At 54.8% G+C, this 26,328-nt stretch carries 27 protein-coding genes and 1 other RNA gene; 12 read left to right on the top strand and 16 right to left on the bottom strand.

Annotated elements, in window-relative coordinates:
• Window positions 1–19: 19 nt before the first annotated feature.
• A complete protein-coding gene (gene amtB, locus G163CM_RS11975) occupies window positions 20–1,306 on the top strand; it encodes an ammonium transporter AmtB (RefSeq protein WP_231825108.1) in 1,287 nt (428 codons plus the stop codon).
• 56 nt (window positions 1,307–1,362) lie between these two features.
• Here amtB and tesB read toward each other — a convergent pair whose 3' ends face one another.
• On the bottom strand, window positions 1,363–2,223 hold the full coding sequence (gene tesB, locus G163CM_RS11970) for an acyl-CoA thioesterase II (RefSeq protein ID WP_015965553.1): 861 nt from the start codon (window positions 2,221–2,223) through the stop codon (window positions 1,363–1,365).
• A 216-nt stretch (window positions 2,224–2,439) separates the two neighbouring features.
• On the opposite strand from tesB, the gene G163CM_RS11965 reads away from it, so the two are divergent.
• Window positions 2,440–3,009 (top strand): YbaY family lipoprotein, encoded by a 570-nt coding sequence (locus G163CM_RS11965; RefSeq protein ID WP_015965552.1) that lies wholly within the window; start codon window positions 2,440–2,442, stop codon window positions 3,007–3,009.
• Window positions 3,010–3,042: 33 nt separating this feature from the next.
• Here the strand turns inward: G163CM_RS11965 and G163CM_RS11960 are convergent, their stop codons facing one another.
• Window positions 3,043–3,354, bottom strand: a complete 312-nt coding sequence (locus G163CM_RS11960; protein WP_015965551.1) for an MGMT family protein — start codon at window positions 3,352–3,354, stop codon at window positions 3,043–3,045.
• A 166-nt stretch (window positions 3,355–3,520) separates the two neighbouring features.
• Between G163CM_RS11960 and ffs the strand changes: the two genes are divergently transcribed.
• The 3 genes from ffs (at window position 3,521) to G163CM_RS11945 (ending at window position 4,308) form a co-directional block, all read left to right on the top strand.
• Window positions 3,521–3,617: signal recognition particle sRNA small type (gene ffs / locus G163CM_RS11955), an RNA gene on the top strand.
• Between the two features lie 233 nt (window positions 3,618–3,850).
• Entirely contained in the window at window positions 3,851–4,096 is a 246-nt protein-coding gene (locus G163CM_RS11950) for a hypothetical protein (protein WP_015965550.1), read from the top strand.
• Window positions 4,093–4,308: a hypothetical protein gene (locus G163CM_RS11945; protein ID WP_015965549.1), complete on the top strand. Its 216-nt coding sequence runs from the start codon at window positions 4,093–4,095 to the stop codon at window positions 4,306–4,308. Before G163CM_RS11950 ends, G163CM_RS11945 begins: the two co-directional genes overlap by 4 nt.
• A gap of 13 nt (window positions 4,309–4,321) precedes the next feature.
• Here G163CM_RS11945 and yczR read toward each other — a convergent pair whose 3' ends face one another.
• A complete protein-coding gene (gene yczR / locus G163CM_RS11940) occupies window positions 4,322–5,749 on the bottom strand; it encodes a MocR-like transcription factor YczR (RefSeq protein WP_231825107.1) in 1,428 nt (475 codons plus the stop codon).
• Window positions 5,750–5,837: 88 nt separating this feature from the next.
• Between yczR and yczE the strand changes: the two genes are divergently transcribed.
• The 3 genes from yczE to G163CM_RS11925 all read left to right on the top strand — a co-directional run bounded on the left by yczE (window position 5,838) and on the right by G163CM_RS11925 (window position 10,092).
• A complete protein-coding gene (gene yczE / locus G163CM_RS11935) occupies window positions 5,838–6,440 on the top strand; it encodes a membrane protein YczE (protein WP_015965547.1) in 603 nt (200 codons plus the stop codon).
• Window positions 6,441–6,601: 161 nt separating this feature from the next.
• On the top strand, window positions 6,602–9,679 hold the full coding sequence (locus G163CM_RS11930; RefSeq protein WP_231825106.1) for a beta-galactosidase: 3,078 nt from the start codon (window positions 6,602–6,604) through the stop codon (window positions 9,677–9,679).
• A gap of 59 nt (window positions 9,680–9,738) precedes the next feature.
• On the top strand, window positions 9,739–10,092 hold the full coding sequence (locus tag G163CM_RS11925) for a DUF1428 domain-containing protein (protein WP_113858798.1): 354 nt from the start codon (window positions 9,739–9,741) through the stop codon (window positions 10,090–10,092).
• A gap of 39 nt (window positions 10,093–10,131) precedes the next feature.
• Here G163CM_RS11925 and G163CM_RS11920 read toward each other — a convergent pair whose 3' ends face one another.
• From G163CM_RS11920 to G163CM_RS11895, 6 genes are all read right to left on the bottom strand, one after another.
• Window positions 10,132–10,677: a flavin reductase family protein gene (locus tag G163CM_RS11920; RefSeq protein WP_231825105.1), complete on the bottom strand. Its 546-nt coding sequence runs from the start codon at window positions 10,675–10,677 to the stop codon at window positions 10,132–10,134.
• A gap of 40 nt (window positions 10,678–10,717) precedes the next feature.
• Window positions 10,718–12,277, bottom strand: coding sequence for an EAL domain-containing protein (locus G163CM_RS11915; RefSeq protein WP_231825104.1), 1,560 nt, complete (start codon window positions 12,275–12,277; stop codon window positions 10,718–10,720).
• A 96-nt stretch (window positions 12,278–12,373) separates the two neighbouring features.
• Window positions 12,374–13,033, bottom strand: a complete 660-nt coding sequence (locus G163CM_RS11910; protein WP_231828370.1) for a methionine ABC transporter permease — start codon at window positions 13,031–13,033, stop codon at window positions 12,374–12,376.
• On the bottom strand, window positions 13,030–13,821 hold the full coding sequence (locus G163CM_RS11905; RefSeq protein WP_231825103.1) for a methionine ABC transporter ATP-binding protein: 792 nt from the start codon (window positions 13,819–13,821) through the stop codon (window positions 13,030–13,032). Before G163CM_RS11905 ends, G163CM_RS11910 begins: the two co-directional genes overlap by 4 nt.
• Window positions 13,818–14,624, bottom strand: coding sequence for a MetQ/NlpA family ABC transporter substrate-binding protein (locus tag G163CM_RS11900; protein WP_231825102.1), 807 nt, complete (start codon window positions 14,622–14,624; stop codon window positions 13,818–13,820). The genes G163CM_RS11905 and G163CM_RS11900 overlap by 4 nt, the downstream gene beginning before the upstream one ends.
• Window positions 14,625–14,648: 24 nt before the next feature.
• On the bottom strand, window positions 14,649–15,680 hold the full coding sequence (locus tag G163CM_RS11895) for an isopenicillin N synthase family dioxygenase (protein WP_231825101.1): 1,032 nt from the start codon (window positions 15,678–15,680) through the stop codon (window positions 14,649–14,651).
• Window positions 15,681–15,957: 277 nt separating this feature from the next.
• On the opposite strand from G163CM_RS11895, the gene G163CM_RS11890 reads away from it, so the two are divergent.
• A complete protein-coding gene (locus G163CM_RS11890; RefSeq protein ID WP_015965539.1) occupies window positions 15,958–16,218 on the top strand; it encodes a type B 50S ribosomal protein L31 in 261 nt (86 codons plus the stop codon).
• On the top strand, window positions 16,218–16,358 hold the full coding sequence (ykgO, locus tag G163CM_RS11885) for a type B 50S ribosomal protein L36 (RefSeq protein WP_103776587.1): 141 nt from the start codon (window positions 16,218–16,220) through the stop codon (window positions 16,356–16,358). The genes G163CM_RS11890 and ykgO overlap by 1 nt, the downstream gene beginning before the upstream one ends.
• Here ykgO and G163CM_RS11880 read toward each other — a convergent pair.
• Window positions 16,355–17,068, bottom strand: a complete 714-nt coding sequence (locus G163CM_RS11880) for a GNAT family N-acetyltransferase (RefSeq protein WP_231825100.1) — start codon at window positions 17,066–17,068, stop codon at window positions 16,355–16,357. The genes ykgO and G163CM_RS11880 overlap by 4 nt on opposite strands.
• A gap of 101 nt (window positions 17,069–17,169) precedes the next feature.
• Between G163CM_RS11880 and pdxR the strand changes: the two genes are divergently transcribed.
• Window positions 17,170–18,627 (top strand): MocR-like pyridoxine biosynthesis transcription factor PdxR, encoded by a 1,458-nt coding sequence (gene pdxR / locus G163CM_RS11875; protein WP_231825099.1) that lies wholly within the window; start codon window positions 17,170–17,172, stop codon window positions 18,625–18,627.
• On the opposite strand, the gene G163CM_RS11870 is transcribed toward pdxR, so the two are convergent.
• From G163CM_RS11870 to acrA, 6 genes are all read right to left on the bottom strand, one after another.
• Entirely contained in the window at window positions 18,596–19,066 is a 471-nt protein-coding gene (locus tag G163CM_RS11870) for a YlaC family protein (RefSeq protein ID WP_231828369.1), read from the bottom strand. The two genes, pdxR and G163CM_RS11870, sit on opposite strands and share 32 nt — an antisense overlap.
• Window positions 19,067–19,164: 98 nt before the next feature.
• Window positions 19,165–19,719, bottom strand: coding sequence for a maltose O-acetyltransferase (maa, locus tag G163CM_RS11865; protein ID WP_015965535.1), 555 nt, complete (start codon window positions 19,717–19,719; stop codon window positions 19,165–19,167).
• A gap of 169 nt (window positions 19,720–19,888) precedes the next feature.
• Window positions 19,889–20,107, bottom strand: a complete 219-nt coding sequence (locus G163CM_RS11860; RefSeq protein ID WP_015965534.1) for an HHA domain-containing protein — start codon at window positions 20,105–20,107, stop codon at window positions 19,889–19,891.
• Window positions 20,108–20,133: 26 nt separating this feature from the next.
• Complete coding sequence (gene tomB / locus G163CM_RS11855; RefSeq protein WP_231825098.1) at window positions 20,134–20,508, bottom strand: Hha toxicity modulator TomB; 375 nt, start codon at window positions 20,506–20,508, stop codon at window positions 20,134–20,136.
• Window positions 20,509–21,058: 550 nt separating this feature from the next.
• The gene (gene acrB, locus G163CM_RS11850; protein ID WP_015965532.1) at window positions 21,059–24,208 is read right to left on the bottom strand and encodes a multidrug efflux RND transporter permease subunit AcrB; all 3,150 of its coding nucleotides are present in this window, start codon (window positions 24,206–24,208) and stop codon (window positions 21,059–21,061) included.
• A gap of 22 nt (window positions 24,209–24,230) precedes the next feature.
• Window positions 24,231–25,424: a multidrug efflux RND transporter periplasmic adaptor subunit AcrA gene (gene acrA, locus G163CM_RS11845; protein WP_015965531.1), complete on the bottom strand. Its 1,194-nt coding sequence runs from the start codon at window positions 25,422–25,424 to the stop codon at window positions 24,231–24,233.
• A 141-nt stretch (window positions 25,425–25,565) separates the two neighbouring features.
• On the opposite strand from acrA, the gene acrR reads away from it, so the two are divergent.
• Entirely contained in the window at window positions 25,566–26,207 is a 642-nt protein-coding gene (acrR, locus tag G163CM_RS11840; protein WP_015965530.1) for a multidrug efflux transporter transcriptional repressor AcrR, read from the top strand.
• Window positions 26,208–26,328: the final 121 nt, after the last annotated feature.

The following is a 26,328-nucleotide window of genomic DNA, read 5'->3' as shown; positions in this document are numbered from 1 at the left end:
AGTGATAGGGATCGAGAAAATGAAAATAGCAAAATTGAAAACCGGTTTGGCGGCTCTGGCGCTGTTGCCGGGTCTGGCGATGGCGGCTCCGGCGACGATCGATAAAGCCGATAACGCCTTTATGATGATTTGTACCGCGCTGGTGCTGTTTATGACCATTCCGGGAATTGCCCTGTTTTACGGTGGACTGATTCGTGGGAAAAACGTCCTCTCTATGCTGACGCAGGTGGCAGTGACGTTCGCACTGGTCTGCGTGTTGTGGGTGGTTTATGGCTACACGCTGGCCTTCGGTACCGGCGGCAGCTTCTTCGGTAACTTTGACTGGATGATGTTGAAAGGTATTGCGATAACCGCGCCGATGGGCACGTTTTATCAGTATATTCACGTTGCTTTCCAGGGCTCGTTCGCCTGCATCACCGTAGGGCTGATTGTCGGCGCGCTGGCGGAACGTATTCGCTTCTCCGCGGTGCTGATTTTCGTGGTTATCTGGCTGACGCTCTCCTACATTCCGATTGCGCACATGGTGTGGGGCGGCGGTCTGTTGGGCTCGCACGGCGCGCTGGACTTTGCGGGCGGTACGGTGGTTCATATTAACGCCGCTGTTGCTGGCCTGGTGGGCGCATACCTGATTGGTAAACGCGTCGGTTTTGGTAAAGAAGCGTTTAAACCGCACAACCTGCCGATGGTGTTTATCGGTACTGCCATCCTTTACTTCGGCTGGTTTGGCTTCAACGCCGGTTCAGCGAGCGCGGCGAACGAAATTGCCGGTCTGGCTTTCGTGAACACCGTAGTGGCAACCGCGGCAGCGATTCTGGGCTGGGTCTTTGGTGAGTGGGCGCTGCGCGGTAAACCGTCGCTGCTGGGCGCGTGTTCCGGGGCGATTGCAGGCCTGGTCGGCATTACACCGGCGTGTGGCTTTATCGGGGTCGGCGGCGCGTTGATCCTCGGTATCGTGGCGGGTCTGGCCGGGCTGTGGGGCGTCACTATACTGAAACGCTGGTTGCGTGTGGATGATCCTTGCGATGTCTTCGGCGTTCACGGCGTGTGCGGCATTGTAGGTTGTATCCTGACCGGTATCTTTGCCTCTACCTCCTTCGGCGGCGTGGGTTACGCGGAAGGCGTCACCATGGGCCATCAGGTGCTGGTACAGCTGGAAAGCATCGGTATCACCATTGTGTGGTCAGGAATTGTGGCCTTCGTTGGTTATAAAGTGGCAGACCTGACCGTGGGCCTGCGCGTTCCGGAAGAACAGGAGCGCGAAGGGCTGGACGTCAACAGCCACGGCGAAAACGCCTACAACGCCTGATCAGTGCTAACAAAAAAAGCCTCCGCTTGCGGAGGCTTTTGCTTTCAGACGTCATCTTAACCGCGATTACGCATCACGCCTTCCTGGACCGTCGATGCCACCAGTACACCATCCTGCGAATAGAACTCGCCGCGCACAAAGCCACGCGCGCTCGAGGCGGACGTACTTTCCACGCTGTACAGCAGCCACTCATTCAGATTAAACGGTCGGTGGAACCACATGGAGTGGTCAATCGTCGCGACCTGCATGCCTTTTTCCAGGAAACCGATGCCGTGTGGCTGAAGCGCGACCGGCAGGAAGTTGAGATCGGACGCATAGCCCAGCAGATTCTGATGTACGCGTAAATCATCCGGCACCGTCCCGTTAGCACGCAGCCAGACCTGACGTTTTGGCTCCGCGACGTGGCCCTTTAGCGGGTTGTGGAACTCAACCGGGCGAATCTCCAGCGGACGCTCGCAGAGGAATTTATCTTTTAGCACCTGCGGCAGCAGATGTTCCAGTGAACGGGCGATATCGGTTTCTGACGGCAGGCTCTCCGGCGCGGGGGCATCGGGCATGGTTTTCTGATGCTCGTAGCCCGGCTCAGGCGCCTGGAATGACGCAGTCATATAGAAAATCGGTTTACCATTCTGAATCGCCGACACGCGGCGAGCGCTGAAGCTGTTACCGTCGCGCAGCACTTCGACGTCATAGACAATCGGCTTCAGGCTGTCGCCGGGGCGCAGGAAGTAGCTGTGGAATGAGTGAATCAGGCGCTCAACGGGAACCGTTTCTTTTGCGGCATAGAGAGCCTGACCCACAACCTGACCGCCAAATACCTGACGCAGCCCCAAATCTTCGCTCTGCCCGCGGAATAATCCTTCTTCGATTTTTTCCAGATTCAACAATGCCAGTAAGTTAGATAGCGCCTGACTCATAAATTTCCTCAATAATTTGTATCATCGCCGCGGCGAGGGATTAGCACAGTATAACGCAGTTTTGCAGCTGGTCCGATGGGTGCAAAAGTCTGAATAAAGGGCACTTTGCAGGAAAAATGAGGAGATCTATGCCACACTTAACCTGTTATGACTGTCATGAATGGTCGCTCTGGCAGGAATAAATCCTGCGGATGCATGAGCGAAAAGGAGAACGCAATGAAAATCGTGCCAATGTTAAGTGGAATAGCCATCGCCGTCGCCCTGTCTGCCTGTGCAGATAAAAGTGCTGACATCCAGACTCCGGCGCCGAATCCGAGTGCTGCGGGCGCTACGCAAGCAGCGATTCAGCAGCCGAGTGTCACGGGTACTGTATGGATCCGTCAGAAAGTGGCTCTGCCACCGGATGCGGTGCTGACCGTTACCGTTTCTGATGCGTCGCTCGCCGATGCGCCGTCCAAAGTTATCGCCCAGAAAGTGACGCGTACCGAAGGGAAACAGGCTCCGTTTAGCTTTGTGCTGCCGTTCAACCCGAAGGACATCCAGCCTAATGCCCGAATTCTGTTGAGTGCAGCCATTACGCTGAATGATAAGCTGATCTTTATTACTGATACCGTGCAGCCAATTATCAACCAGGGCGGCACCAAAGCTGACCTGACGCTGGTTCCGGTACAGCAGACGGCCGTGCCGATGCAGCAGAGCGGTGGAGCGGCAACCACGGTGCCATCAACGTCGCCGACCCAGGTTAACCCGTCGTCTTCGGACCCGGCGCCGACGCAAATCCCATAAGTTTTTCAATGCCCTCCTCGCGAGGGCATTTTTTTAGTAGATCCAGCGATACTTCTGCAAATCAATCTTCCCGCCGCCTGATACCTGCACGCCCTCGGCGAGCAGCGCCTGACGCTGGCGCTGTAAATCAGGGCCGGTGAGGGAAATCGTGCCATGACGATTCACCACCCGATGCCAGGGGAGAGTAGAACCTTCCGGCAGACGCTTTAATACGCCGCCAACCTGCCGTGCCGCGCGCGGCGAACCCGCCAGACGCGCCACATCACCGTAGGTGGTGACATAGCCCTCGGGAATCGAGGCGACAATTTGCCAGACTCGCTGGGGAAAGGAATCGAATGCGTCCATAGTCTGTTCCTGATAAACCAGCGTTCAGCATAATCAGCAACCTGCGTGCTGTGAAGGGGCGATTGCGCAAGAATCCAGCAGGTAACCGCAGACGGCTTGCAATTACATGGCGCAGCAGGGATAATGCGCCAGCGCGTTAGGTAACTAACGCTCTCAATGGGGGCTCTGTTGGTTCTCCCGCAACGCTACTCTGTTCACCAGGTCAGGTCCGGAAGGAAGCAGCCAGGGCAGATGACGCGTGTGCCGGGATGTAGCTGGCAGGGCCCCCACCCATTTCAGCTCCCCCAGTTTTAATGCCTCTTATTTCCCTTTTATTCTCAGGGTTATCTCCTTTATTTTCATATTCTCGTCATATGGCTGTCATTCTTCTGTCATAAAAGTCCATTACTTTATTATTGGGGTATATTTTCACATTTGCACTTATAAATATATTTGTGGATCGGTTATTTAAATTCCTGTATTAGTGATAATAACTTTTATAGGGGAAATGTTAAAAATGACCAGCGCCGTTTTGAATGTAAAAATTGACGAGACGTTAAAAGAAAAGCTTCGCCACTATGCACAGGACAACGACCTTAATTTAAGTGTGGCAACGCAGCGACTCATCGCACTGGCGTTTGCCACCGAAGAGGCTGGCGTAACCGGACATGACGTGGACAGTCAACATACGGAAGAGGACACTTCCGCTTTTACGCCTAAAGAAATCAAAGCATTACGTAAACTGCTGAAGAAGAAAAAATGAAACAACAACCTTCTGTCGCCTGTAACTACACCGAAGCCTGCGAGCTGCTACGCTCGGGGTATGCTAAACATGTCCGTCTGAACTGGAATGTGGGCAGTGATGAATTCTTTCGTATTGCCTCGGACTGGTGCGATACCGGAGCAAAAATAAAAAAAGAGGGCGATAATTTTATTATTTCCCTTAAGGGCTTCCCGATCCCACCGCAGCATTAATACAGGCAGCTCTTTATATAATTTTGCGTAAGCGATGCGTATTCTGCTGCCCGGAAAGTGTTTGCCAGAGCGGCTGTAATAATTCAAAGGCATTACGCAATGTTTCATCCGGCAGCGTAAAAGGCAGGCGCAGGTTGCGTTCAAACGCACCCGCCAGCCCGAAGCGCGTGCCTGTGCCCAGATGTATTCCCACGCTTTCCGCCCGGGCAGCAAACTGCGTGGCCAGCATCTCTGGCAGCTCAACCCAGAAAGAGAGACCGCCTTCAGGCTGGGTAAAGCGCCACGCCGGGAAATAATCCTGCATCAGTGCGGCACACATGTCGCGACGTTGCGCCAGCATCGCTCTTCGGGCAGGCAATAAATTATCGCTATTTTCCAGTAACCACAGTGCAGCTAACTGTTCCAGCAGCGGTGAGCCGAGATCGAGCGTATCGCGCGCCTGAATCAGCGACGCGAGCGTGCGTGCTGAAGCCCGGACCCACCCTAAACGTAACCCACCCCAGAAACTTTTCCCGGCAGAGCCGATGGTAATTACCGGTGCATCGGCATTGAATGCCGCCAGCGGCGGGGGAGGCGGGGCGTTGTACCATAAATCGACCATCGTTTCGTCGACCACCAGCGTGGTGCGCGTGCGTGCAAAGAGATCGGCGACAATCTGTCGAGTGGCGTGGTCCATGCAGCGACCGGTGGGATTGTGAAAATCGGGCATCAGCCACGCCAGACGCGGCGCGGTTTGCGCAATGGTTGCCGCCAGCCCGTCTGTATCCCAGCCCTGCGCGGGCAAAGATAAACCTACGGGGCGGCAGGATGCGCCCTGAATCGCGGCAATCGCTAATGGGTAAGTGGGGTTCTCAACCACCACGCGATCGCCCGGCCCGGTCATTGCGCGCAATACCAGCGCCAGCCCGCTGAGCGCACCGTTTACCAGCATAATCTCGTCCGCTGTTGTCGGCAGGCCGCGCGTACAGTAGCGATGCGCAATAGCTTCGCGCAGTACCATGAGTCCATGCTGATCGTAGCCGGTGTGATGCAAATACTCCGGTAGCATGGTCAATGCGTGGCTGTAGGCCTGATGAATTTCTGCGCCGGCACTCAGCGCGGCGGTGGAGAGGTCCAGCGCTTGCGGCGCTGACATGCGGGTCGGAATTTCGCGGCGGCCTTCTGGCAACATCACCCACGAGCCACTACCGTGGCGACTTTGCAGGTAACCTTCCTCGCGCAGCTGAGCCAGTGCGCTGGCGATAGTGGTACGGCTGACGCCCAATACCGTGGCAAACTCACGTTCGCCGGGCAAACGACTCTCCAGCGGTAATCGCCCATCGAGGATCAACAAACGCAGCGCCTGCGCCAGTTGCCGCCACAGCGGGGTGCGTGAATTGGTCTCCTGCCAGTGGCCAAGCAGGCGAACCAAGGAGTGTGTGGCCGAGCGTCGCGGTGTCATATACAGTCCACTTTTTAAAAACTGGTCATTAATCATAATGCCATTTTCACCGATGATGAAGTTCTGAACGCTTATTCTGAGGTGCATCATGCTCCGTCGACTTATCCAGCTTTATATCGGTTTGGCTCTTTACGGCGTCTCCACGGCGATGTTTGTTCGTGCGGATCTGGGCGCCGATCCGTGGAACGTATTTCATCTCGGCGTCGCCAGCCTGCTGTCGATGAATATCGGCCTGGTGATTATCGCCACCGGCGTGCTGGTGCTGCTGTTCTGGATACCGCTGCGCCAGCGTCCGGGGCTGGGCACCGTCAGTAACGTGATTGTGCTGGGGCTGACCGCCGATGCGACGCTGGCTATTCTGCCGCCGCTGGAATCTCTGGTGGCGCGTAGCGCGCTGCTGGCTGCGGCAATCGTGGTGAACGCGCTGGCCACGGGGATGTATATCGGCGCAGGCTTTGGCGCGGGGCCGCGTGATGGCCTGATGACCGGGCTGCACGCGCGTACCGGTTGGTCGGTGCGGGTGATTCGCACCACGATCGAACTGTCGGTGCTGGTGATTGGTGTGCTGCTGGGCGGTACGTTTGGCGTTGGCACCGTGCTGTATGCCCTGGCGATTGGCCCTTTAATTCAGCTTTGCCTGCCGTGGTTTCGTCAACCCAGCGGAACGCGCAGCGCGGCGGTAATTTCCTGAGAGTATTGCCGCGCTCACACTTGCTTTGTCGCCTTCAGGGTACACTCAGTCGCATTATTGAGTGACCCGAAGGCTATGAAAACCATGAGGTTTAAGCGGATTTTGATAGAGAGAGTTTCGGCACTCTGCGTAACATTTTGTTTATTCGCAAAGAGGTTGAAATGACGCATCTCTCTTCATTATCGCTGCAACAATGCCTGGCGCGTCGCGACTGGGAAAATCCGCAGCTTACCCACTGGCATCGGCTGGCGGCGCATCCACCGTTTAATAGCTGGCGTTGCAGCATCGACGCGCAGCACGGCACCGTATCGGCGGCTCGCCTGGTGCTGAACGGGGAGTGGCAATTTTGCTTTTTCGATTCTCCCGAAGCCGTGCCCGATTGCTGGATTAACGAAGAGTTACCGCAGGCCGTCGCCATGCCAGTGCCTTCGAACTGGCAAATGCAGGGTTTTGATACGCCCATCTATACCAACGTCACTTATCCGATTCCGGTTACGCCGCCAACGGTACCTGCACATAACCCGACTGGCTGTTACTCACGCACCTTTCAGGTTAATGCACAGTGGCTGGCGCAGGGGCAGACGCGCATTATTTTCGACGGCGTCAATTCGGCGTTTTATCTTTGGTGCAACGGTCAGTGGGTGGGTTATTCCCAGGATAGCCGACTGCCTGCGGAGTTCGATCTCAGCACGTATCTTCACGCGGGCGAGAACCGTCTGGCGGTGATGGTGTTGCGCTGGTGCGACGGCAGCTATCTGGAAGATCAGGACATGTGGCGGATGAGCGGTATCTTCCGCGACGTCACGCTGCTGCATAAGCCTGAGACGCGTATCGCAGATTATCAGGTGACGACTGCGCTGAATGGCGAATTGACCCACGCGATGCTGAACGTGGCGGTGACGCTGGAGGGGGCGTTTGCGGCGACGCAAGTGATCGCTACGTTGTGGGAAGGCGAGCGGCAGGTCGCCCAATGCAGCCAGTCGCCCGGCAGCGCTGTGGTGGATGAGCGCGGAGGCTGGGCCGAGCGTCTGACGCTGGCGATGCCGGTTGATGCGCCCAGGCTGTGGAGCGCTGAGACGCCAAACCTGTATCGGCTGGTGGTGGCGCTGCATCGCGCGGACGGTGAATTGATTGAAGCCGAAGCCTGCGATGTGGGTTTCCGTCATGTCGAAATCAGCAACGGCCTGCTGAAGGTGAACGGGAAACCGCTACTCATTCGCGGCGTAAATCGGCACGAGCATCACCCGGAAACGGGTCAGGCGGTGGATGAAGCCACAATGCGCCGCGACATCGAACTGATGAAGCAGCATAACTTTAATGCGGTGCGTTGCTCTCACTACCCTAATCATCCGCTGTGGTACCGGCTTTGTGACCAGTACGGCCTGTACGTTGTCGATGAAGCCAATATCGAAACCCACGGGATGGTGCCGATGAGCCGTCTGGCGGACGATCCGCTTTGGCTTCCGGCGATGAGCGAGCGCGTAACCCGGATGGTGGCCCGCGATCGCAACCATCCGTCGATCATTATCTGGTCGCTGGGCAATGAATCCGGGCATGGCGCGAATCATGATGCGCTTTACCGCTGGCTGAAGAGTGTCGATCCTTCTCGCCCGGTACAGTACGAAGGCGGCGGGGCGAATAGTGCGGCGACCGATATCGTGTGCCCAATGTACGCGCGCGTCGATCAGGATCAACCCTTCCCGGCGGTGCCGAAGTGGTCGATTAAAAAGTGGATCGGCCTGCCGGATGAGACGCGTCCGCTAATCCTGTGCGAATACGCCCACGCGATGGGCAACAGCTTTGGCGGCTTCGCCAAATACTGGCAGGCGTTTCGTATGCATCCGCGTTTGCAGGGTGGTTTTGTCTGGGATTGGGTCGATCAGGCGCTGACCAAAACCGATGAAAATGGCCAGTCATTCTGGGCTTACGGCGGCGATTTTGGCGATACGCCAAACGATCGCCAGTTCTGTATGAACGGGCTGGTTTTTCCGGATCGCACACCGCATCCGGCGCTGTATGAAGCCCAGCGCGCGCAGCAATTTTTCCAGTTCCGCCAGGTGAGTACCGCGCCATGCGTGATTGAGGTGACCAGTGAGTATCTCTTCCGCCAGACGGATAACGAGCAGCTGCGCTGGTCGCTCACGTGCGAGGGTGAGGTGATTGCGCACGGCGAAGAGATGCTGGATATCCCGCCGCAGGGCACCCAGCGCATCACACTTTCCATTCCGACTTTACCGAGCGGCGAAAGCTGGCTCGACGTGGCGGTGTATCAGCAGGATGCCACCGCCTGGTCGCCAGCTGAACACTTATGCGCGTGGGATCAGTGGCGACAGCCGTCACCGCTTGCGCTGCCAGAAGTCCCCCCGGCGGGCTTTGCACCCCAGTTGGCGATCAGCGAAACCGCGTTTGGCGTCATTCACGGCCAACAGCGCTGGACGTTCGATCGGGCCAGCGGGTGTCTGAGCCAGTGGTGGCGCGATGGAGAAGAAAGTTTGCTGACCCCGGTCAGCGATAATTTCACCCGTGCGCCGCTGGATAATGATATCGGCGTCAGCGAAGTGACGCGCATCGACCCGAACGCGTGGGTAGAGCGCTGGAAAGCGGCTGGGATGTACGCGATGACGTCGCGCTGCGTGCTGTGTCGGGCGGAACAACAGGCTCATGCGGTAAGCGTTGAAACGCAGCATGTGTGGGAATACCAGGGCAACGTACTGTTTATCAGCCACAAACGCTGGCAGATAGATGCGCAGGGCGTACTGCACGGTGATATCGAGGTTGAGGTTGCCCGCGATATTCCCGAACCGGCGCGTATTGGCCTCAGTTGTCAGCTTACCGCTGTTGAAGCACAGGTAAGCTGGCTGGGCCTGGGGCCGCATGAAAACTATCCCGATCGCCAGCTTGCCGCCCGTCAGGGCCGCTGGACGCTACCGTTTTCTCAGCTGCACACGCCCTATATATTCCCGAGCGAGAATGGGCTGCGCTGCGATACCCGGCAACTGAATTACGGCCGCCATCGCTGGCAGGGTCATTTCCACTTTGGCCTGAGCCGCTACAGCCAGCATCAGTTGCATGAAACCAGCCATCATCACCTGCTACGCGAAGAGCCCGGCTGCTGGCTGAATCTCGATGCTTTTCATATGGGCGTCGGCGGTGATGATTCATGGAGCCCCAGCGTATCGCCGGAGTTTTTGCTCCAGGCGTGGCGGGTGCGCTACGCGTTTAGCTGGCAGCAGAACTAAACTTATCACCAGACGCAGCCAGGTTTTCTGGCTGCGCTGTCACTTCGGAGGTTTACCTGATGAAGTATGTTGATGGTTTTGTTGTTGCTGTTCCCGCGGAAAATAAGGAGGCATACCGCGAGATGGCCGCAAAAGCTGCGCCGCTGTTTAAAGAGTTCGGCGCAACCCGCATTGTCGAATGCTGGGCGGATGATGTGCCAAACGGCAATCTGACCGATTTTCGCATGGCGGTGCAGGCCGAAGAGCACGAAGAAGTGGTCTTCAGTTGGATTGAATACCCATCTAAAGACGTCCGCGATGCGGCGAATGAGAAAATGATGAACGACCCGCGCATGAAGGCGCTGGGGGAATCGATGCCGTTTGACGGACGACGCATGATCTACGGTGGTTTCCTGCCCATCGTCGACGAGTAGCCAGGCTGGCTGTGCGGCGTGCCGCCAGCCAGATGCTTGTCAGGAGACTTTGGTAAACAAGCGGTGGCGGTCAATCACTTCGCCGTCACCGCGAAAAATCCCGCCGCCCGTATAATGCAGCGTTTGCGGCCATTCTGGCTCGGGCTTCACGCGCGCGGCGACCACTTCAAAAATAAAGAAATTGTAGCGCTCGACCAGCGCATCATCATACAGACGACACTCAAAGCTGGCGTGGCACTCCGCAATGCCCGGCGCAGCGATCTGCTCGCTTTTTTCTGCCGTAAGATCAAAATGGGCGAATTTATCGGTGCTGTCGCCGCGACAGTTGCCGATGCCGGAGACGATATCCGCCATGCTGGCGTCGGGCAGATTAATCACACATTCGCCACTCTGGCGGATTAAGGAATAGCTGACGTTGCCGGCGGAAATCATCAACCCCACCAGCGAGGGTGAAAACTCCAGTATGGTGTGCCAGCCCAGCGTCATAATGTTGTTTTTGCCCTGCCAGCGGCTGCTGATCAGTACCACCGGGCCGGGCTCCAGCCAGTGACGCACGTCTTCCAGAGGCCAGTTTTGCTTGTTCATCGCGCTCTCCTTCTCGTTGGCTTTACCTTAAGCATAGCCCTTAGTGCGAGCGCAAATTCTCCTCGGCCCAGATAATAAAATCGGTTTTTGGCAGCGCTTTGCTGTAAAGCCAGCCCTGGCCGTAATGCACGCCGTGCTGATACAGCCACTCCTGCTGGCAGGCGTTTTCGATGCCTTCGGCCACCACATCCAGCTTCAGGCTTTTCGCCATTTCGATGATATGCGGCGTGACCTGCTGGTATTCCAGCGCATCCACAAACGATTTATCAATTTTCAGCGTGTCCACTTCTAAATCCTGAAGGTAACGCAGGCTGGAATATCCGGTGCCAAAATCATCGATGTAAATCGCGTGCCCTGCTTTGCGATAGCTCGCGATAGCAGGCAGCGTGGTGGTTGGGTCGGCAAAACCGCGCTCGGTCAATTCCAGGGCAATTTGCGAGGGCTTCACCTGACTGTGGTTGAGTTGCTGTCTTAATAGTTCAGGGAGCGTTGCAGAACGAAGATCTTCAACCGAGAGATTAATGGAGATGTGGAGATCAGGATGAACATGGAGCCATTTCCCCAAATCGTGAAAGACGTTTTTTACCACCGTTTCCGTGAGCCTTGTGATAAGCCCGGTTTGCTCGGCGAGTGGAATAAAGATCTCTGGCGATAAATAGCTGCCATCGGTTTGCTGCCAGCGCGCCAGCGCTTCAGCCCCAACGATTCGCCCGCTTTTTAGCGAAACAATCGGCTGATAGTGAACGGTAATGGCCGATTCGTTTAAGGCATCGAGCATGCGGTGGTGGGGCGATTGCAGACGTCGTAACAGGCGCAGAATAAACCAGGCGGCCAGCAAACTGATTAAGACGCCAATCGGTAACCAGATAAGCAACTGATGATGCCAGCTGGCGACTTTCGGTTGAACTGGCGACCAGGTAACCACGGCCAGATCAAGCTCGGGATAATGCCGCACGGTGTAGATAGTGTGATTGACCGTCAGGGTTTCCAGCCCCTCTTTTTGCATACGTTTGAACACCGCGATATCAATAGGCTGACTGCTCGCCAGCACGCGGTCTCTTACCGTGCCCAAAAGCGCTGACTGAATATTGCTGAGCTCAGAGGGAATAACGTCGATAAAGGAGAGGGGGTCGATAATCACCATATGCTGCTTACTGGCAATGGCAATCATATGATGGTCAAGGCCAAGATCGTTTTTCGCGGTAAACCAGGTGCGGTAGCCATCGGGAGTGATGCGATCGGGCTCCGGGTAGGTGACGGGGGCGCTTTGCACCTCCAGCGAGGAGCATATCGGCGTTGAGCCCTTAAGATAAAGCACTTCCTGAACATAGCGCCAGGAGTAGGAGAGGCGGCGCATTTCAAGCAGTTGCTGCGGGCTACAACCCGGATTTTTCGAGGCGTCTATCTGGATGAGCGCGGCTTTCGCTTGATCCAGCACCTGCAGCGTGCGCGCCATCACGCGAGAAGCATAGAGTTCCTGTTCATCCCTGAACTGGGCGTCCGCTTCACGGTGAGCCAGCCAGATGCTCAGTAAAATGGGCAAAAAAATCGCCATAATGAGCACGCCTGTCACCAGACCCACCAAATGTCGTGTTGTCACAGCGTTGTCCTTAATGTGGCAAAGTACGACAAGTATATCCCATCAAAATAATAAGCTTATTAAACAATAGGGTTATTCTGAGATTGATTGCGCAAATTATCGTCGATGTGCCAGTGCACGCACCAGACGATCGCCGATCATCTGCACGCCCTGCACCATAATGACCAGCGTCACGACCGTCGCGACCATTATTTGATCGTTAAAACGCTGATAGCCGTAGCGAATGGCTAAATCGCCCAGACCGCCGCCGCCAATCACGCCCGCCATCGATGAAAAACCAATCAGCATCACCACCGTTAAGGTGATCCCCGCCAGCAGGGCCGGCAGCGCTTCCGGTAGCAGCGCTTTGCTGATCACGTGCCAGGTGTTGCCGCCCATTGAGAGCACCGCCTCAATTCGCCCGGAATCGACTTCATCCAGCGCATTTTCAGTGAGTCGCGCGAAGAAAGGAAATGCGCCAAGGGTAATGGGGACAATCGCCGCCGTACTGCCGAGCGTTGTGCCAATCAGTAATCGGGTGAATGGGATCAGCGCAATCAGTAGCACAATAAACGGCAGCGAGCGTCCGGTGTTGACCAATGCGCCCAGTAGCGCATTTAAACGCGGCATCGGTACCAGCCCGTGGCGGCGGGAAATAAACAGCAGCACGCCCAATGGCAGGCCGATCAGTACCGTAAACAGCGCCGCCAGACCCACCATATACAGCGTCTCCAGCGTGCCGTTGAGGAGAATGGGCCAAAGATCGTCCCAGCTCATGCGACCACGCATAAAGGCCTCCCGTTGATACCATGACGGGCCAGAAAGCGACGTTCTTCATCGGCATCGCCTAACAGCATTTCACGCAGACGCGACCAGGGCGATACCAGCAGGTCAGCAATTTTTCCGCTCTCCTGCAATTCACCGTTTTCCAGCAATGCTGCGTGGTCGCAGAGGTTTTTCACCACTTCCAGTTGATGGGTGATAAGGACAATCGTCAGCCCAAGCTGACGATTGATGGTGTCGAGCAGCGTTAACACCGAGGCGGTGGTTTCGGCATCCAGCGCGCTGGTGGCTTCATCGCAAAGCAGCACATCCGGTTTCGCCGCCAGCGCGCGGGCAATGCCGACGCGCTGCTTCTGGCCACCAGAAAGCTGAGAAGGAAATGCCTGCGCTTTATCCGCCAGCCCGACTAAAAACAGCAGTTCTTCAATACGCTGCTGACGTTCTGCTTTCGCCACGCCTGCGATTTCCAGCGGAACGGCGATGTTGTCGGCCACCGTCCGCGCATGAAGCAGGTTAAAGTGTTGAAAAATCATGCCCGTGCGCAGGCGATGCGCCCGGAGTTGGGTTTTATTGAACCGTAAGATATCTTCGTCGTTGAACAGAATGCGGCCCGCCGTGGGCCGCTCCAGTAAATTCAGACAACGAATCAGCGTACTTTTTCCCGCGCCACTTCGCCCGAGGATACCGTAAATCGCCCCCTTCGGGACGTGAAGCGAGACGTTGTTAAGCGCCGGTCGGCCTGTTCCGGCGTACTGTTTACTCAGCCCGTCGAGCGTAATCATGACTGGGGCGCACTGACCGGGATCACCGAACCGTTGTAGTGCTGGCGGATAAATTCCGCAACCTGCGGTGAGGTCAGATCTTTCGCCAGCTCTTTAATGCGCGGATCCTTGGCGAGCTGCGGGTTAGTCACCAGAATATTGGCGTACGGATTATGGGCCGCGCTTTCCAGCCCCAGCGCATCTTTTGCGGGTGTTAAACCGGCCTCCAGCGCGTAGTTGCCGTTAATCACGGCGAGATCGACATCGTCCAGCGACCGCGGGATCTGCGGTGACTCGATCTCCAGGATCTTCACGTTATGGGGATTTTCGACGATGTCTTTCGGCGTCGCGAGCGTACTCGCCGGGTCGCTGAATTTGCTATCGAGTTTAATCAGCCCTTTACTTTGCAACAGGAACAGCGCGCGGCTTAAGTTTGTGGCGTTATTCGGCACGGCGATGGTCGCGCCTTCGGGCAGCGATTTCAGATCTTTATGTTTGTGAGAATAAATCCCCAGCGGTTCTATATGCACCGTTGCCGCCACGGCGAAGGTTTTGCCTAATGCCTTTTCCTGGTCTTTCAGATAAGGCACGTGCTGGAAGTAGTTCGCATCCACGTCGCCATTTGCCAGCAGCTCGTTGGCGTTGACTCCGCTGGTGAGTTCCACCACCTGCAGGTCGAGCGACGGGTCCTGTTTTTTAATAAAGTTGAGAATTTCCGCGTGGGGAACCGGGTCCGCCGCGATGCGCAGCGGCGCGGCACTCGCGCTCCAGGCCAGAGAAAGAGAGAGCGCGATACCTGCCAGTTTGAATGCAGCATTTTTCATGGTGTGATTCCTTTATTATTGTTTTCAGGCGATAAGTTGTTCGCTGCGGGCGCGAAGCACATCGGAATAATGACGCTCTGCGACGTCCGGATGCGAACGCAGGCGGCCTTTTAAGTAGTTCCAGCCCACATCGCGCAGAAGCGGATTTTGCGGATCGCTTTGCGGCCCATGCGCTTCTCGCGCCAGTGCTTCCGGCAAATCGTAGACGGGGACGACCGCATCCAGTTGGGCGCCGAGGAAGAAGGCGATCGACAGGCGGTCCTGATGGGCGGGAGGGGAAACTACGCGGTGCACGGTCGCGCGCAGATATCCATTGGTCGCCAGCTCGAGTAATTCGCCAATGTTGACGACAAAACTGCCCGGCAGCGGGGCGGCGTCGATCCACTCACCTTCACGCACCTCGACCTGTAACCCTTTTTGTTGATCCTGCAACAGGAAACTGAGGAAGCCGGAATCTTTGTGCGCTCCTACCCCCTGGGTGCTGCTTTGTGTCTCCTGCTGGCCCGGATAGCGAATCAGCTTGATATGTTCGTTGGGTTTGTCGCCATACAACGTATCAAAGGCATGCGCAGGCAGTTGCAGCGCTTGTGCGAATGCGCGCAGCAGCGTCATTGCCATCTCCGTCATCGCACGTTGCCACGCCAGAAGTACCGGTTTCAGCGTGGGCAGCGCCTGCGGCCACAGATTGGGCCCCTGTAAGCGCAGCCAGCGCGGATCGTCTTCATTCAGATGCAGCGCCTGACGCTCCGCGCCAATATCAAACTGCTCGCGCCAGTCGGGCTGGCCGCGTGTCAGTTCGGCAGCGCTGCGGTTGTAACCGCGAAAATGCGGGGAGTGGACCATCGCCACCTGCTGTTTTTGTGCGTCTGACAGGGCAAAGAACCGTCGGGCCTGATGCTGGAGTTGCTGCGAAAGGGTGTCATCGATGCCGTGATGCGTCAGGTAAAAGAACCCTACGTCGCGTGCGGCATGACGCAGTTGTTCAAGAAAAACATCGCGTTCAGCGGCAGAGTGATAGTGCGCCAGATTGAGAACGGGCAGTGTCGTCAGGCTCATTGTTATCTCCAGAGTGCTGGGGGAAAAGGGCATTTTTATGAGTGAAGGGATAACAACAACAACGCATGATGATCGCTCCTGATGAGATGAGATAGCGCCAGCGTGCCTGATTCGATGATGCGTCACCAATAACGATATTTTCTATTTTATGCCGCTGCGGGGTGCTGAGCTTTTGCGAAAAAGAGATAAGGAAATAACCCTGGTAAGCGAATGGTTGATCGCTGCGGAATAATGCCTTAGCATATTGTTATGTTATAACATACAAGATGAGGGCGTTATGAAAACCAATATTCATCCGCATTACCGTACCGTGGTCTTCCACGACACCAGCGCCAATGAGTATTTTAAAGTCGGCTCGACAATCAAGACCGATCGCGAAATTGAGCTTGAAGGAGAGACATATCCCTATGTCACTCTTGAGGTGTCTGCGAAGTCGCATCCGTTTTATACCGGGAAACAGAAGTCGTTTTCCAGCGAGGGCAGCGCCGCGAAATTCCGTCAGCGCTTTGGCCGCTTTCTTGATGTGAGAGGCCAGTAATGCAGGTTCTGAATTCATTACGCAGTGCAAAACAACGCCACCCGGACTGTCATATTGTGAAGCGCAAAGGGCGGCTGTATGTCATTTGCAAAACCAATCCGCGTTTTAAAGCGGTGCAGGGTCGTAAAAAAAGACGTTAATTTTTTCCATTATTGCGCCACTGTTCCAGGGTTTTTCGCTGCTTGCCGTCGGCATCGAAGTTGTCGGCGGCAAGCCAGTGACGAAACGCCGTATCCAGCGCAGGCCATTCGCTATCCAGAATCGAAAACCAGTCCGTATCGCGGTTATGCCCCTTAATCACCAGCACCTGACGAAAGCGACCTTCAAACTGGAAGCCTAAACGCAATGCAGCATTGCGCGATGGTTCATTCAGGCTATTACATTTCCACTCGTAGCGACGGTACCCGAGCGTATCAAATGCGTAGCACATCAGTAGCCACTGGGCTTCCGTTGACATCGGTGTGCGGCTAAGCAGCGGCGAAAAGTGCACGTGCCCTACCTCCACCACGCCATTACTGGCATCAATGCGCATCAGCGACAGTGAGCCCACCGGCTTATCGGTACTTTTATCAATCACCGCAAAATGAATGGGATCGCGGAGATTTTCCACACTGGCGACCCACTGGCGAAAATCGTCCACACAACGGTCGGGCTCACGCAGCAGCCACGTCCAGCTGCGCGTATCGGCGGCAAGCTGGTGCGCGGCAAAAAGCGCGTCAGCATGATGAACGGCCAGGGGCTCCAGGCGACACCAGGCGCCGTCAAGCACTACGCGCGCCGGATGAGGACGCGGTTGCCAGTCGGGTAATGCATCACCAACGGGTTGATTAAATTGATTAAGCTGACTCATAACCTCTCCTTGCTGTAAGTGGACGAGATGAGAGTAGAGACTTACTGGTTCCATAAAAAGTGCCATGGATGTATCTTTTGATGGTGCCACGAGGAGCCCTGATGAATATCCCTGACGATCCTTTTTTTACTTTCCTGCAACGCGCGCTGGCAATGCGCGGCCCGCAGACGCTACAGCGCGGCCTTTACAACGCGCTGCGAGAATCCATTTTGCAGGGGCAGTTGCAGGCAAACTGCCGCCTTCCTGGTTCGCGCATCATGGCGCAGCGGCTGGCAATTTCCCGTAATACGGTCAATAGCGCGCTGGAGCAGCTGGCGCTGGAAGGCTATTTGCTGCGCGACAGACAGGGCTCGCGCGTGGCGTCACTTCCCAAAACGCAGGCGACCGTTTCATCGCCAGTTTTATCGGCATGTGTGGCCGAACGGTTTCAAGAGCTCCCGCCCGCGACGCCGCGCGAATCGCCGCCCATGCTCTTTACGCCGGGAACGCCCGCGATTAACTATTTCCCCTTACCGTTGTGGCGGCGGTTGCTTGACCGTACCTTGCGAGAGGAGGGGTGCTTGCTGCTGGGCTATGGCGATTCTGCCGGGGAGTGGGCGTTGCGCGAGGCGATTGCCCGTCACCTCGCGCTTTCACGGGGAATCGACTGCGATGCCAGCCAGGTGGTTATCACCGAAGGCGCGCTGGAAGGGGTGAATCTTTGTACCCAACTGTTGAGCGAGCCGGGGCAACTGGCCTGGGTGGAAGAGCCGGGTTACTTTGGCGCAAAAAGCGCCTTTCTGGCGGCGGGGTTACAGCTTGAGGGAATTCCTGTTGATGATGAAGGTATGCAGTTTGCGCAGGCCGCGTCGACGCCGCGTCTCATTTTTACCTCACCGTCGCATCAGTATCCCACGGGCAGCGTACTGAGTGCGGCGCGGCGTCTGGCGCTGCTGGAGTTTGCCCATCGCGCGGGGGCGTGGATCATTGAGGATGATTATGACAGTGAGTTTCGCTACAGCGGTGAGCCGATCCCGGCGATGCGTGGCATGGTGAGAGACGCGCCGGTCGTCTATTTGGGCACCTTCAGCAAAACGCTGTTTCCGTCGCTGCGGTTGGGTTTTATGGTGTTGCCACCTGCGCTGGTCGCTGCCGCACAACCGGCGATTCGCGCCCTGCTGCGGGGTGGGCATCGCGCCGAGCAACGCACGCTGGCGACGTTTATTGAGGAGGGCCATTACGCGCGGCATCTGGCGGCGATGCGACGGCTTTATCGTAAACGGCAAACACAATTACGCGAGGCGCTGGCGCAGGAACTGTTGATTCCGCATCAGGTGCTGGCCGGGGAGGGGGGGCTGCACCTGACGGTACTTATCGACGGGATTGATGATGTGGCGGTGGTAAAACTAGCCCGCCAGCAGCAGATGTCACCGGCGGCGCTCAGCCAGTTTTATCTGAATGCGCAGCATCAGCGTTCGGGCCTGGTGCTGGGTTATGGCAATACGTCCGCATCGCGCTTTATTCCGGCGATACGGACGCTGCAGCGGATTATTGCGTCGCTTCCTCGCGGGTCAGGGTGAAGACATCGTAGAACGAGAGTTCGCCTTTTCTGGCGACCATTTTTTCCAGCTGTGCGCGAGCCTGCGCGCTGACGCGGGGCGAATTCTTGATGGCTTGAATCAACTCTTCCGGCACGAAGCGCGTGTTGTACCACTCGCCGTTATAGCAGACGCGGAAATCCAGCACGTCGATATCTTCGTAGTGATAACGCGGGTAAACGTCGAAGAAGAAAAACGCATTTAGCAGGGCAAACAGTACCCACAGCAGCCAGACGGAACCTTCAAGCGTTTCAGAGCGCATCATGACAATCAGCGTGGCGAAAAACGCCGCGTACATCGCCAGGAACAGGCCGGGGTGATTGCGGATAAAACTGATGCTAAAGCGCGGCCGGTTGTCGCGCTTTTCACGGATATTCAGTTCATTGATAGTTTGCGTAAGTAATCGCTGGATTTCTGTCATCATTGGGCTCTGCAACTCAGGGCGGATTCACCTATTCTATGTTGCATTAACCAATACAAAAAGTAACAGATTAGTTTCAAAAAAGCATAACAGTCGCGTTAGCTTAGCATTTTAAGAATGCGGGCCGGATTGCCCCCAACGACCGCGTTATCAGGGACATCTTTCACCACCACTGCGCCCGAAGCCACCACAACGTTATCCCCAAGGGTGACGCCAGGATTTATCACCGCACGTCCGCCAATCCAGACGTTATTACCGATAACCACCGGTTTGCCATACTCGTAGCCGCTGTTTCGTTCGGTGGCATCCAGAGGATGGGTCGCCGTATAAATATGTACGCCCGGCGCGAGCATGCAATTATCGCCGATGGTAATGGGGCAAACATCCAGCATTACGCAATCAAAATTGGCGTAGAAATTGGCGCCGAGGGTAATGTTATAGCCATAGTCGCAGCGGAAATTGGGCTCAATATAAGCATCGTGGCTTTTATTGAAGAGTTCAGCCAGCAACTGGTGGCGTAATGCTTTTTCGTCGGGCGACGAATGGTTGTAGCGGTGCAACAACTGTTTGGCGCGCAGGCTATCGGCTCTGAGCGTTGCATCAGCCGGGCGATAGAGTTCGCCGGCGATCATTTTACGTTTCTCTTCACTCATTGTGACACTCCTCGTCAGTCGAGAGTGTTCACCATAAGAGGCGCAGGAACAATTGGGAACGTTCCCTGTTGATCAATGTGAAGTTAATCACAAACTTACCAGGGGAAGTGGAACGTTACGATCGTTAGTTGACTTGACTGACGCCTGTAGCAATTGCAGAAAATAGCGATTAACGAATAAATTTCCAGACGGTAGATGGGATCTTGTCGTACAGCTTATTCATCGTCAATTCAGCCAGACGATGATCGGCAGCTGAGTAAAATACCGCCAGTTCATTGTCAGAAAGTTCATATTTATTTTTTTCAATGACGCGTTCCAGCGTATCAATTGACTGGCAACGGCGCAGTCGCATCAAATAATCCGTTTTAGTTAATGGTTTCTCAGACATAATTCACCCATGTGATTGTAATTATCTTAACAAGAGAGACTAACAGGGTTAGCCCGGCTGGCATTGACGAAACAGCGGAAGAGTTTGTTCCCGGACTTGCGCCATTTTTGCAAGTCTTCACTATTTATGCCGTAGTTACTGAACAACATGAAAGTATCATCCAGATATTCGTCAATTTGTGCAATCAATTTATTATCTTCGTTGTACTTAATTTTATAATTAAGCGCAAAGGTTGCGATATGCTCGATCAGCTCATTAAGTTGAAGATTGATAGCCGAGGAGGGGTCATTAACCCAACCATGGTTACTCTCTTCAAGATTGGCGAGGCAGTCATGATAGAGCGTTTCGCAGAGGAATCTGAGTTGCGCGATATCATGCCTTTTTGGCGAGTATTCGTCCATAACACATCCCCTTATTCGTGAGTAAAACGACGAGAACAAACAGTGTGTGGGATGGGGTAACTACCGGCTAACCTGGCGCAGACGCACAGTCCTTATGCACTAACTATAATCTACTCTGAAAGAGATTTCACCGAGCTATTACGAAAAATTACAATTAAATCTGTTTTCCTTAATTCCCCGATAATGAAATGTGGCTCAGATTAAGATTTTTCAATGTATCGCCAGAAAAACATTATTTGAATCATTAGAATTCATTCACTTACCCATTATCCACACGAATGTTGCGGCAGGCAGATGCCTGGATTTTCAGCAGGTTTAAGATGATTCGCCGCACAGTATCAGAGAAAACACCTTACACTTCGGAGTTTTCCTAAACATTTAAGCGTGGAAACCCTCCCGGTGATGAATCATCACTATTAAAGATAACCGCTGTTTTTTTAATTATAAAAATTTATTACTGCATTTTAAAAACGTTTATAACGATAAGTGCGATTATAAAAATGCATAAAAAAAGGGCCGCGTCAGCGGCCCTTTTCATCATCGGTCAGACTTAGTGACGTTCTGCCGGTTGGCTGTGCTCAGTCTCTTCAACTTTGCGGCCAAAGCGGCGGCGAACCACCACGAAGAACACCGGTACGAAGAAGATAGCCAGAACCGTTGCGGTGACCATCCCGCCCATTACGCCGGTACCTACCGCGTTCTGTGCGCCGGAGCCTGCGCCGGTACTGATAACCAGCGGCATAACCCCGAGGATGAACGCCAGTGACGTCATCAGGATTGGACGCAGACGCATACGTACCGCTTCAAGCGTTGCTTCAATCAGGCCTTTGCCTTCTTTCTCCATCAGATCTTTGGCGAATTCCACGATAAGTATCGCGTTCTTCGCCGACAAGCCAATGGTTGTCAGCAGGCCCACCTGGAAGTAAACGTCGTTGGTGAGGCCACGGAAGGTGGCGGCTAACAGCGCGCCGATAACCCCCAGCGGAACCACCAGCATAACGGAGAACGGAATCGACCAGCTCTCATACAACGCTGCCAGACAGAGGAAGACCACAATCAGCGAGATCGCGTACAGGGCAGGGGCCTGGTTACCAGAGAGACGTTCCTGGTAAGACATCCCGGTCCAGTCGTAACCGATACCCGACGGCAGTTTACCCGCCAGCTCTTCCATCAGCGTCATCGCTTCACCGGTACTTCTTCCCGGTGCCGCCTGACCGAGGATTTCCATCGACGGCAGACCGTTATAGCGTTCCAGACGCGGTGAACCGTATTCCCAGCGAGACGTCGAGAACGCGGAGAACGGCACCATCTGACCATCAGAACCACGTACATACCAGTTGCTGATATCTTCCGGCAACATGCGGTACTGTGCTTCGGACATCACGTACACTTTCTTCACACGACCACGGTCGATGAAGTCGTTGACGTAGCTACTACCCCAGGCTGCGCCCAGCGTGGTATTGATGTCGCTGATAGATACGCCCAGCGCCTGTGCTTTTTCCTGATCGATATCGATCTTGAACTGCGGGGTATCTTCCAGGCCGTTAGGACGCACGCCGACTAACAGATCCGGGTGTTTCGCCACTTCGCCGAACAGCTGGTTACGTGCCTGAGTCAGTTTCTCGTGGCCGAGGCCACCCTGGTCAATCAGCTGGAAGTCGAAACCGGTCGCCGTACCCAGTTCAACAATTGCTGGCAGGTTAAAGGCGAACACCATCGCATCTTTAATTTTCGAGAACTCGCCCATCGCACGTTGGGTAATGGCTTCAACTTTATTCTCTTCGCCTGGGCGATCCGCCCAGTCTTTCAGAGAAACGAAGGCAATACCGGTGTTCTGACCACGACCCGCAAAACCAAAGCCGTTAACCGCAAACACGGATGCAACGTTGTCTTTCTCTTTGGTGAGATAGTAGTTGGTCATCTCATCCAGCACTTTCTGCGTACGCTCCTGCGTGGCACCCGCCGGAAGCTGGGCCATACTCAGGAACACGCCCTGGTCTTCATCTGGCAGGAACGAACTTGGCAGACGAACGAACAGAAAGGCCATGCCGACCACAATGATGATATACAGCAGCAGATAACGACCGGTGCTGCGCAGGATGTTGCCTACGCTGTCGGTGTAGTGGTGCGTGCTCTTATCAAACATGCGGTTAAACCAGCCGAAGAAGCCTTTTTTGCCTTCACCGTGATCGCCTTTAGCGACCGGTTTGAGCATCGTGGCACACAGCGCCGGAGTCAGAATCAACGCCACCAGTACGGACAGCGCCATCGCCGAAACGATAGTGATGGAGAACTGACGGTAGATTGCCCCGGTAGAACCGCCGAAGAAGGCCATCGGGATAAATACCGCCGACAGCACCATCGCGATACCCACCAGTGCGCCCTGAATCTGGCCCATCGATTTACGCGTCGCTTCTTTCGGTGGTAGCCCTTCGTCGGTCATTACACGCTCGACGTTTTCTACCACCACGATGGCGTCATCCACCAATAGCCCTATCGCCAGCACCATCCCGAACATCGTCAGGGTGTTGATGGAGAAGCCAAAGGCGGCAAGGATAGCGAAGGTACCCAGCAAGACGACCGGCACCGCGATCGTCGGAATCAACGTCGCGCGGAAGTTTTGCAGGAACAGGTACATCACGATGAATACCAGGATGATTGCTTCAACCAGCGTTTTCACCACTTCGTTAATGGAGATCTGAACGAACGGGGTGGTGTCATACGGGTAAACAATCTGCAAGCCTGACGGGAAGAACGGTTCCATCTTCTTCAGTTCGGCACGGATAGCTTTCGCGGTGTCCAGCGCGTTCGCACCGGTCGCCAGCTTGATACCCAGACCGGAAGCCGGTTTACCGTTGAACTTCGCGATGATGTCGTAGTTCTCACCGCCCAGCTCAATCTTCGCCACGTCGCGCAGGCGAACCTGCGAACCATCCTGATTCACTTTCAGCAGAATTTTGCCGAACTCATCGGTGCTGGTCAGACGGGTTTGCGCAATGATAGAGGCGTTAAGCTGCTGGCCCTTCACCGGCGGCGTACCGCCTAACTGACCGGCTGCAACCTGGGCGTTCTGCGCTTTGATCGCCGCGATAACATCCACCGGAGTCAACTGGAAGTTGTTCAGTTTGGTCGGGTCCATCCAGATACGCATCGCGTACTGCGAACCAAACAGCTGAACGTCACCAACGCCAGACGTACGGCTGATCGGGTCTTTCATGTTCGCCGCAACGTAGTCGGAAATATCTTCCTGAGTCATGGTGCCGTTGGTGTTAATGACACCAACAACCATCAGGAAGCTACTGGAGGACTTCTCTACGCTGATCCCTTGTTGCTGAACTTCCTGCGGCAGCAACGGTGTTGCCAGCGACAGTTTGTTCTGCACCTGTACCTGCGCGATGTCCGCGTCGGTACCGGATTCAAAGGTCAGGGTTATCTGTACTGTACCGGTAGAGTCACTGTTGGAGGACATGTACATCAGGTTATCGATACCGTTCATATTCTGTTCGATAACCTGTGTCACGGTGTCCTGCACCGTCTGGGCATCAGCACCCGGATAGGTCGCGGAGATCGTCACGGCTGGCGGCGCAATCGTTGGATATTGCGCTACCGGCAGTTTCATGATCGCGAGTCCCCCGGCAAGCATGATGATGATTGCGATCACCCATGCAAATATCGGGCGATCGATAAAGAAATTAGCCATGTCTTAACGGCTCCTGTTTAAGTTAAGACTGAGTTTTTTCTGACGCTGCGCCGGCTGCGGCTTGTTCTTTATTGTCAGAAGTCACTTCCTGCGCTTTCACCTGCGCGCCGGGACGGACTTTTTGCAGGCCGGTGATAATCACACGGTCGCCATCTTTCAGCCCTTCAGTGACCAGCCATTTATCGCCAATCGCCTGGGTTGCTTTAATATCACGCGTTTCAACTTTATCGCCTTCACCCACAACCAGCGCGGTAGCATCGCCACGCGGCGTACGGGTCACGCCTTGCTGAGGAACCAGCAGCGCGTTCGGATTCACACCTTCCTGCAGGCGCGCACGAACGAACATGCCAGGCAGCAGAGTATGGTCCGGGTTCGGGAAGATAGCGCGCAGGGTGATAGACCCGGTGGTCTGATCAACCGTTACATCAGAGAACTCTAATGTGCCGCTCTGCGGATATTTGGTACCGTCATTCGTCACCAGGTCGACTTTCGCTTTGCCGTTTTCCTGCTTCAGCGTGCCGTTCGCCAGTTCCTGTTTCAGACGCAGGAAATCGTTACTGGATTGCGTCACATCGACGTAGATTGGGTCGAGCTGCTGTACCGTTGCCAGCGCAGTAGCCTGCCCGTTCTGCACCAGTGCGCCTTCCGTTACCGCGGATTTACCGATGCGGCCGCTGATAGGGGAGGTGACTTTGGTATAGGCCAGGTTGATACGCGCGGTTTCAACAGCCGCTTTGGCTGCAACCACGGCAGCATTAGCCTGCTGTGCATCCGCCTGCGCGGTGTCGTAGTCCTGTTGACTGATGTACTGCGTACCCAGAAGTTTCTGGTAGCGCTTCACGGTCAGTTGAGCAATATTGGCAGCAGCCTGTGCCTTCGCCAGGTCACCTTTTGCGCTTTCGTAAGAGGCCTGATAAGTGGCAGGATCGATCTGATACAGAGACACGCCAGCCTCGATATCGCCGCCTTCAGTAAAGTTTCGCTTCAGAATGATACCGCTGACCTGCGGACGAACTTCTGCAATACGATACGCGTTGGTGCGTCCAGGGAGTTCAGTCGTGATTTGAAGAGGTTCAGATTTGAGCGTCACGACGCCAACTTCTGGCATCTGCTGTGCTCCTTGTTGAGCCCCTTTGTCGTCACATCCTGTAAGCGCTAAGCTGCCTGAGAGCATCAGAACGACCGCCAGAGGCGTTAACCCTCTGTTTTTGTTCATATGTAAACCTCGAGTGTCCGATTTCAAATTGATCAATGGTTCAGCGTCCACAAACCCATTGCTGCGTTTATATTATCGTCGTGCTATGGTACATACATTCACAAATGTATGTAAATCTAACCTCTGTAAATTCACCAACCTATGGCACGAAAAACCAAACAAGAAGCCCTTGCGACACGTCAACACATCCTCGATGTCGCATTACGTCTGTTTTCTCAGCAAGGCGTATCGTCAACCTCGCTGGTGGATATTGCCAGGGCGGCAGGCGTGACGCGCGGCGCTATCTATTGGCATTTCAAGGACAAGTCGGATTTATTTGGTGAAATCTGGGAGTTATCAGAATCCAGTATCGGCGATCTTGAGATTGAGTATCGGGCAAAATTCCCCGACGATCCACTCTCAGTTTTAAGGGAAATATTAGTCTATATCCTTGAAGCAACGGTAGTCGAAGAGCGTAGACGCTTGATGATGGAGATTATATTCCATAAATGCGAATTTGTCGGTGAAATGGCCTTATTACAACAGGCTCAGCGTAATCTTTGCATGGAAAGTTATGACCGTATTGAGCAAGTGTTAAAAGATTGTATATCAGCACAGATGCTGCCGGCAAAATTGTTAACCCGTAAAGCGGCCATTCTGATGCGCAGCTATATATCGGGAATCATGGAGAACTGGCTCTTTGCGCCGGGCTCTTTCGATTTGAAAAAAGAGGCGCGTGATTACGTGGCCATTCTGCTGGAGATGTTTCAGTTTTGCCCAACGCTACATGAGAAATCAGGTTAATCAGAAAATCCAGTATTACCAGGAATAATCCTGGTAGGTGGCGCTATTCCGCCGATTGCAGAAGTGCTATTCTGCGCACGCGTTTATCCCCCGGTTTTCTCCGGCTTTTGCAATCACTCAT

Source organism: Pseudocitrobacter corydidari (assembly GCF_021172065.1).
In the GTDB taxonomy this organism is placed as follows: domain Bacteria; phylum Pseudomonadota; class Gammaproteobacteria; order Enterobacterales; family Enterobacteriaceae; genus Pseudocitrobacter; species Pseudocitrobacter corydidari.
This window is presented reverse-complemented; position numbering and strand designations above follow the sequence as displayed.

Coding starts and splice junctions, on each gene's coding strand:
- amtB (WP_231825108.1), top strand. CDS start 20: ATGAAAATAGCAAAATTGAAAACCGGTTTGGCGGCTCTGGCGCTGTTG.
- tesB (WP_015965553.1), bottom strand. CDS start 2,223: ATGAGTCAGGCGCTATCTAACTTACTGGCATTGTTGAATCTGGAAAAA.
- G163CM_RS11965 (WP_015965552.1), top strand. CDS start 2,440: ATGAAAATCGTGCCAATGTTAAGTGGAATAGCCATCGCCGTCGCCCTG.
- G163CM_RS11960 (WP_015965551.1), bottom strand. CDS start 3,354: ATGGACGCATTCGATTCCTTTCCCCAGCGAGTCTGGCAAATTGTCGCC.
- G163CM_RS11950 (WP_015965550.1), top strand. CDS start 3,851: ATGACCAGCGCCGTTTTGAATGTAAAAATTGACGAGACGTTAAAAGAA.
- G163CM_RS11945 (WP_015965549.1), top strand. CDS start 4,093: ATGAAACAACAACCTTCTGTCGCCTGTAACTACACCGAAGCCTGCGAG.
- yczR (WP_231825107.1), bottom strand. CDS start 5,749: ATGACACCGCGACGCTCGGCCACACACTCCTTGGTTCGCCTGCTTGGC.
- yczE (WP_015965547.1), top strand. CDS start 5,838: ATGCTCCGTCGACTTATCCAGCTTTATATCGGTTTGGCTCTTTACGGC.
- G163CM_RS11930 (WP_231825106.1), top strand. CDS start 6,602: ATGACGCATCTCTCTTCATTATCGCTGCAACAATGCCTGGCGCGTCGC.
- G163CM_RS11925 (WP_113858798.1), top strand. CDS start 9,739: ATGAAGTATGTTGATGGTTTTGTTGTTGCTGTTCCCGCGGAAAATAAG.
- G163CM_RS11920 (WP_231825105.1), bottom strand. CDS start 10,677: ATGAACAAGCAAAACTGGCCTCTGGAAGACGTGCGTCACTGGCTGGAG.
- G163CM_RS11910 (WP_231828370.1), bottom strand. CDS start 13,033: ATGAGCTGGGACGATCTTTGGCCCATTCTCCTCAACGGCACGCTGGAG.
- G163CM_RS11905 (WP_231825103.1), bottom strand. CDS start 13,821: ATGATTACGCTCGACGGGCTGAGTAAACAGTACGCCGGAACAGGCCGA.
- G163CM_RS11900 (WP_231825102.1), bottom strand. CDS start 14,624: ATGAAAAATGCTGCATTCAAACTGGCAGGTATCGCGCTCTCTCTTTCT.
- G163CM_RS11895 (WP_231825101.1), bottom strand. CDS start 15,680: ATGAGCCTGACGACACTGCCCGTTCTCAATCTGGCGCACTATCACTCT.
- G163CM_RS11890 (WP_015965539.1), top strand. CDS start 15,958: ATGAAAACCAATATTCATCCGCATTACCGTACCGTGGTCTTCCACGAC.
- ykgO (WP_103776587.1), top strand. CDS start 16,218: ATGCAGGTTCTGAATTCATTACGCAGTGCAAAACAACGCCACCCGGAC.
- G163CM_RS11880 (WP_231825100.1), bottom strand. CDS start 17,068: ATGAGTCAGCTTAATCAATTTAATCAACCCGTTGGTGATGCATTACCC.
- pdxR (WP_231825099.1), top strand. CDS start 17,170: ATGAATATCCCTGACGATCCTTTTTTTACTTTCCTGCAACGCGCGCTG.
- G163CM_RS11870 (WP_231828369.1), bottom strand. CDS start 19,066: ATGACAGAAATCCAGCGATTACTTACGCAAACTATCAATGAACTGAAT.
- maa (WP_015965535.1), bottom strand. CDS start 19,719: ATGAGTGAAGAGAAACGTAAAATGATCGCCGGCGAACTCTATCGCCCG.
- G163CM_RS11860 (WP_015965534.1), bottom strand. CDS start 20,107: ATGTCTGAGAAACCATTAACTAAAACGGATTATTTGATGCGACTGCGC.
- tomB (WP_231825098.1), bottom strand. CDS start 20,508: ATGGACGAATACTCGCCAAAAAGGCATGATATCGCGCAACTCAGATTC.
- acrB (WP_015965532.1), bottom strand. CDS start 24,208: ATGGCTAATTTCTTTATCGATCGCCCGATATTTGCATGGGTGATCGCA.
- acrA (WP_015965531.1), bottom strand. CDS start 25,424: ATGAACAAAAACAGAGGGTTAACGCCTCTGGCGGTCGTTCTGATGCTC.
- acrR (WP_015965530.1), top strand. CDS start 25,566: ATGGCACGAAAAACCAAACAAGAAGCCCTTGCGACACGTCAACACATC.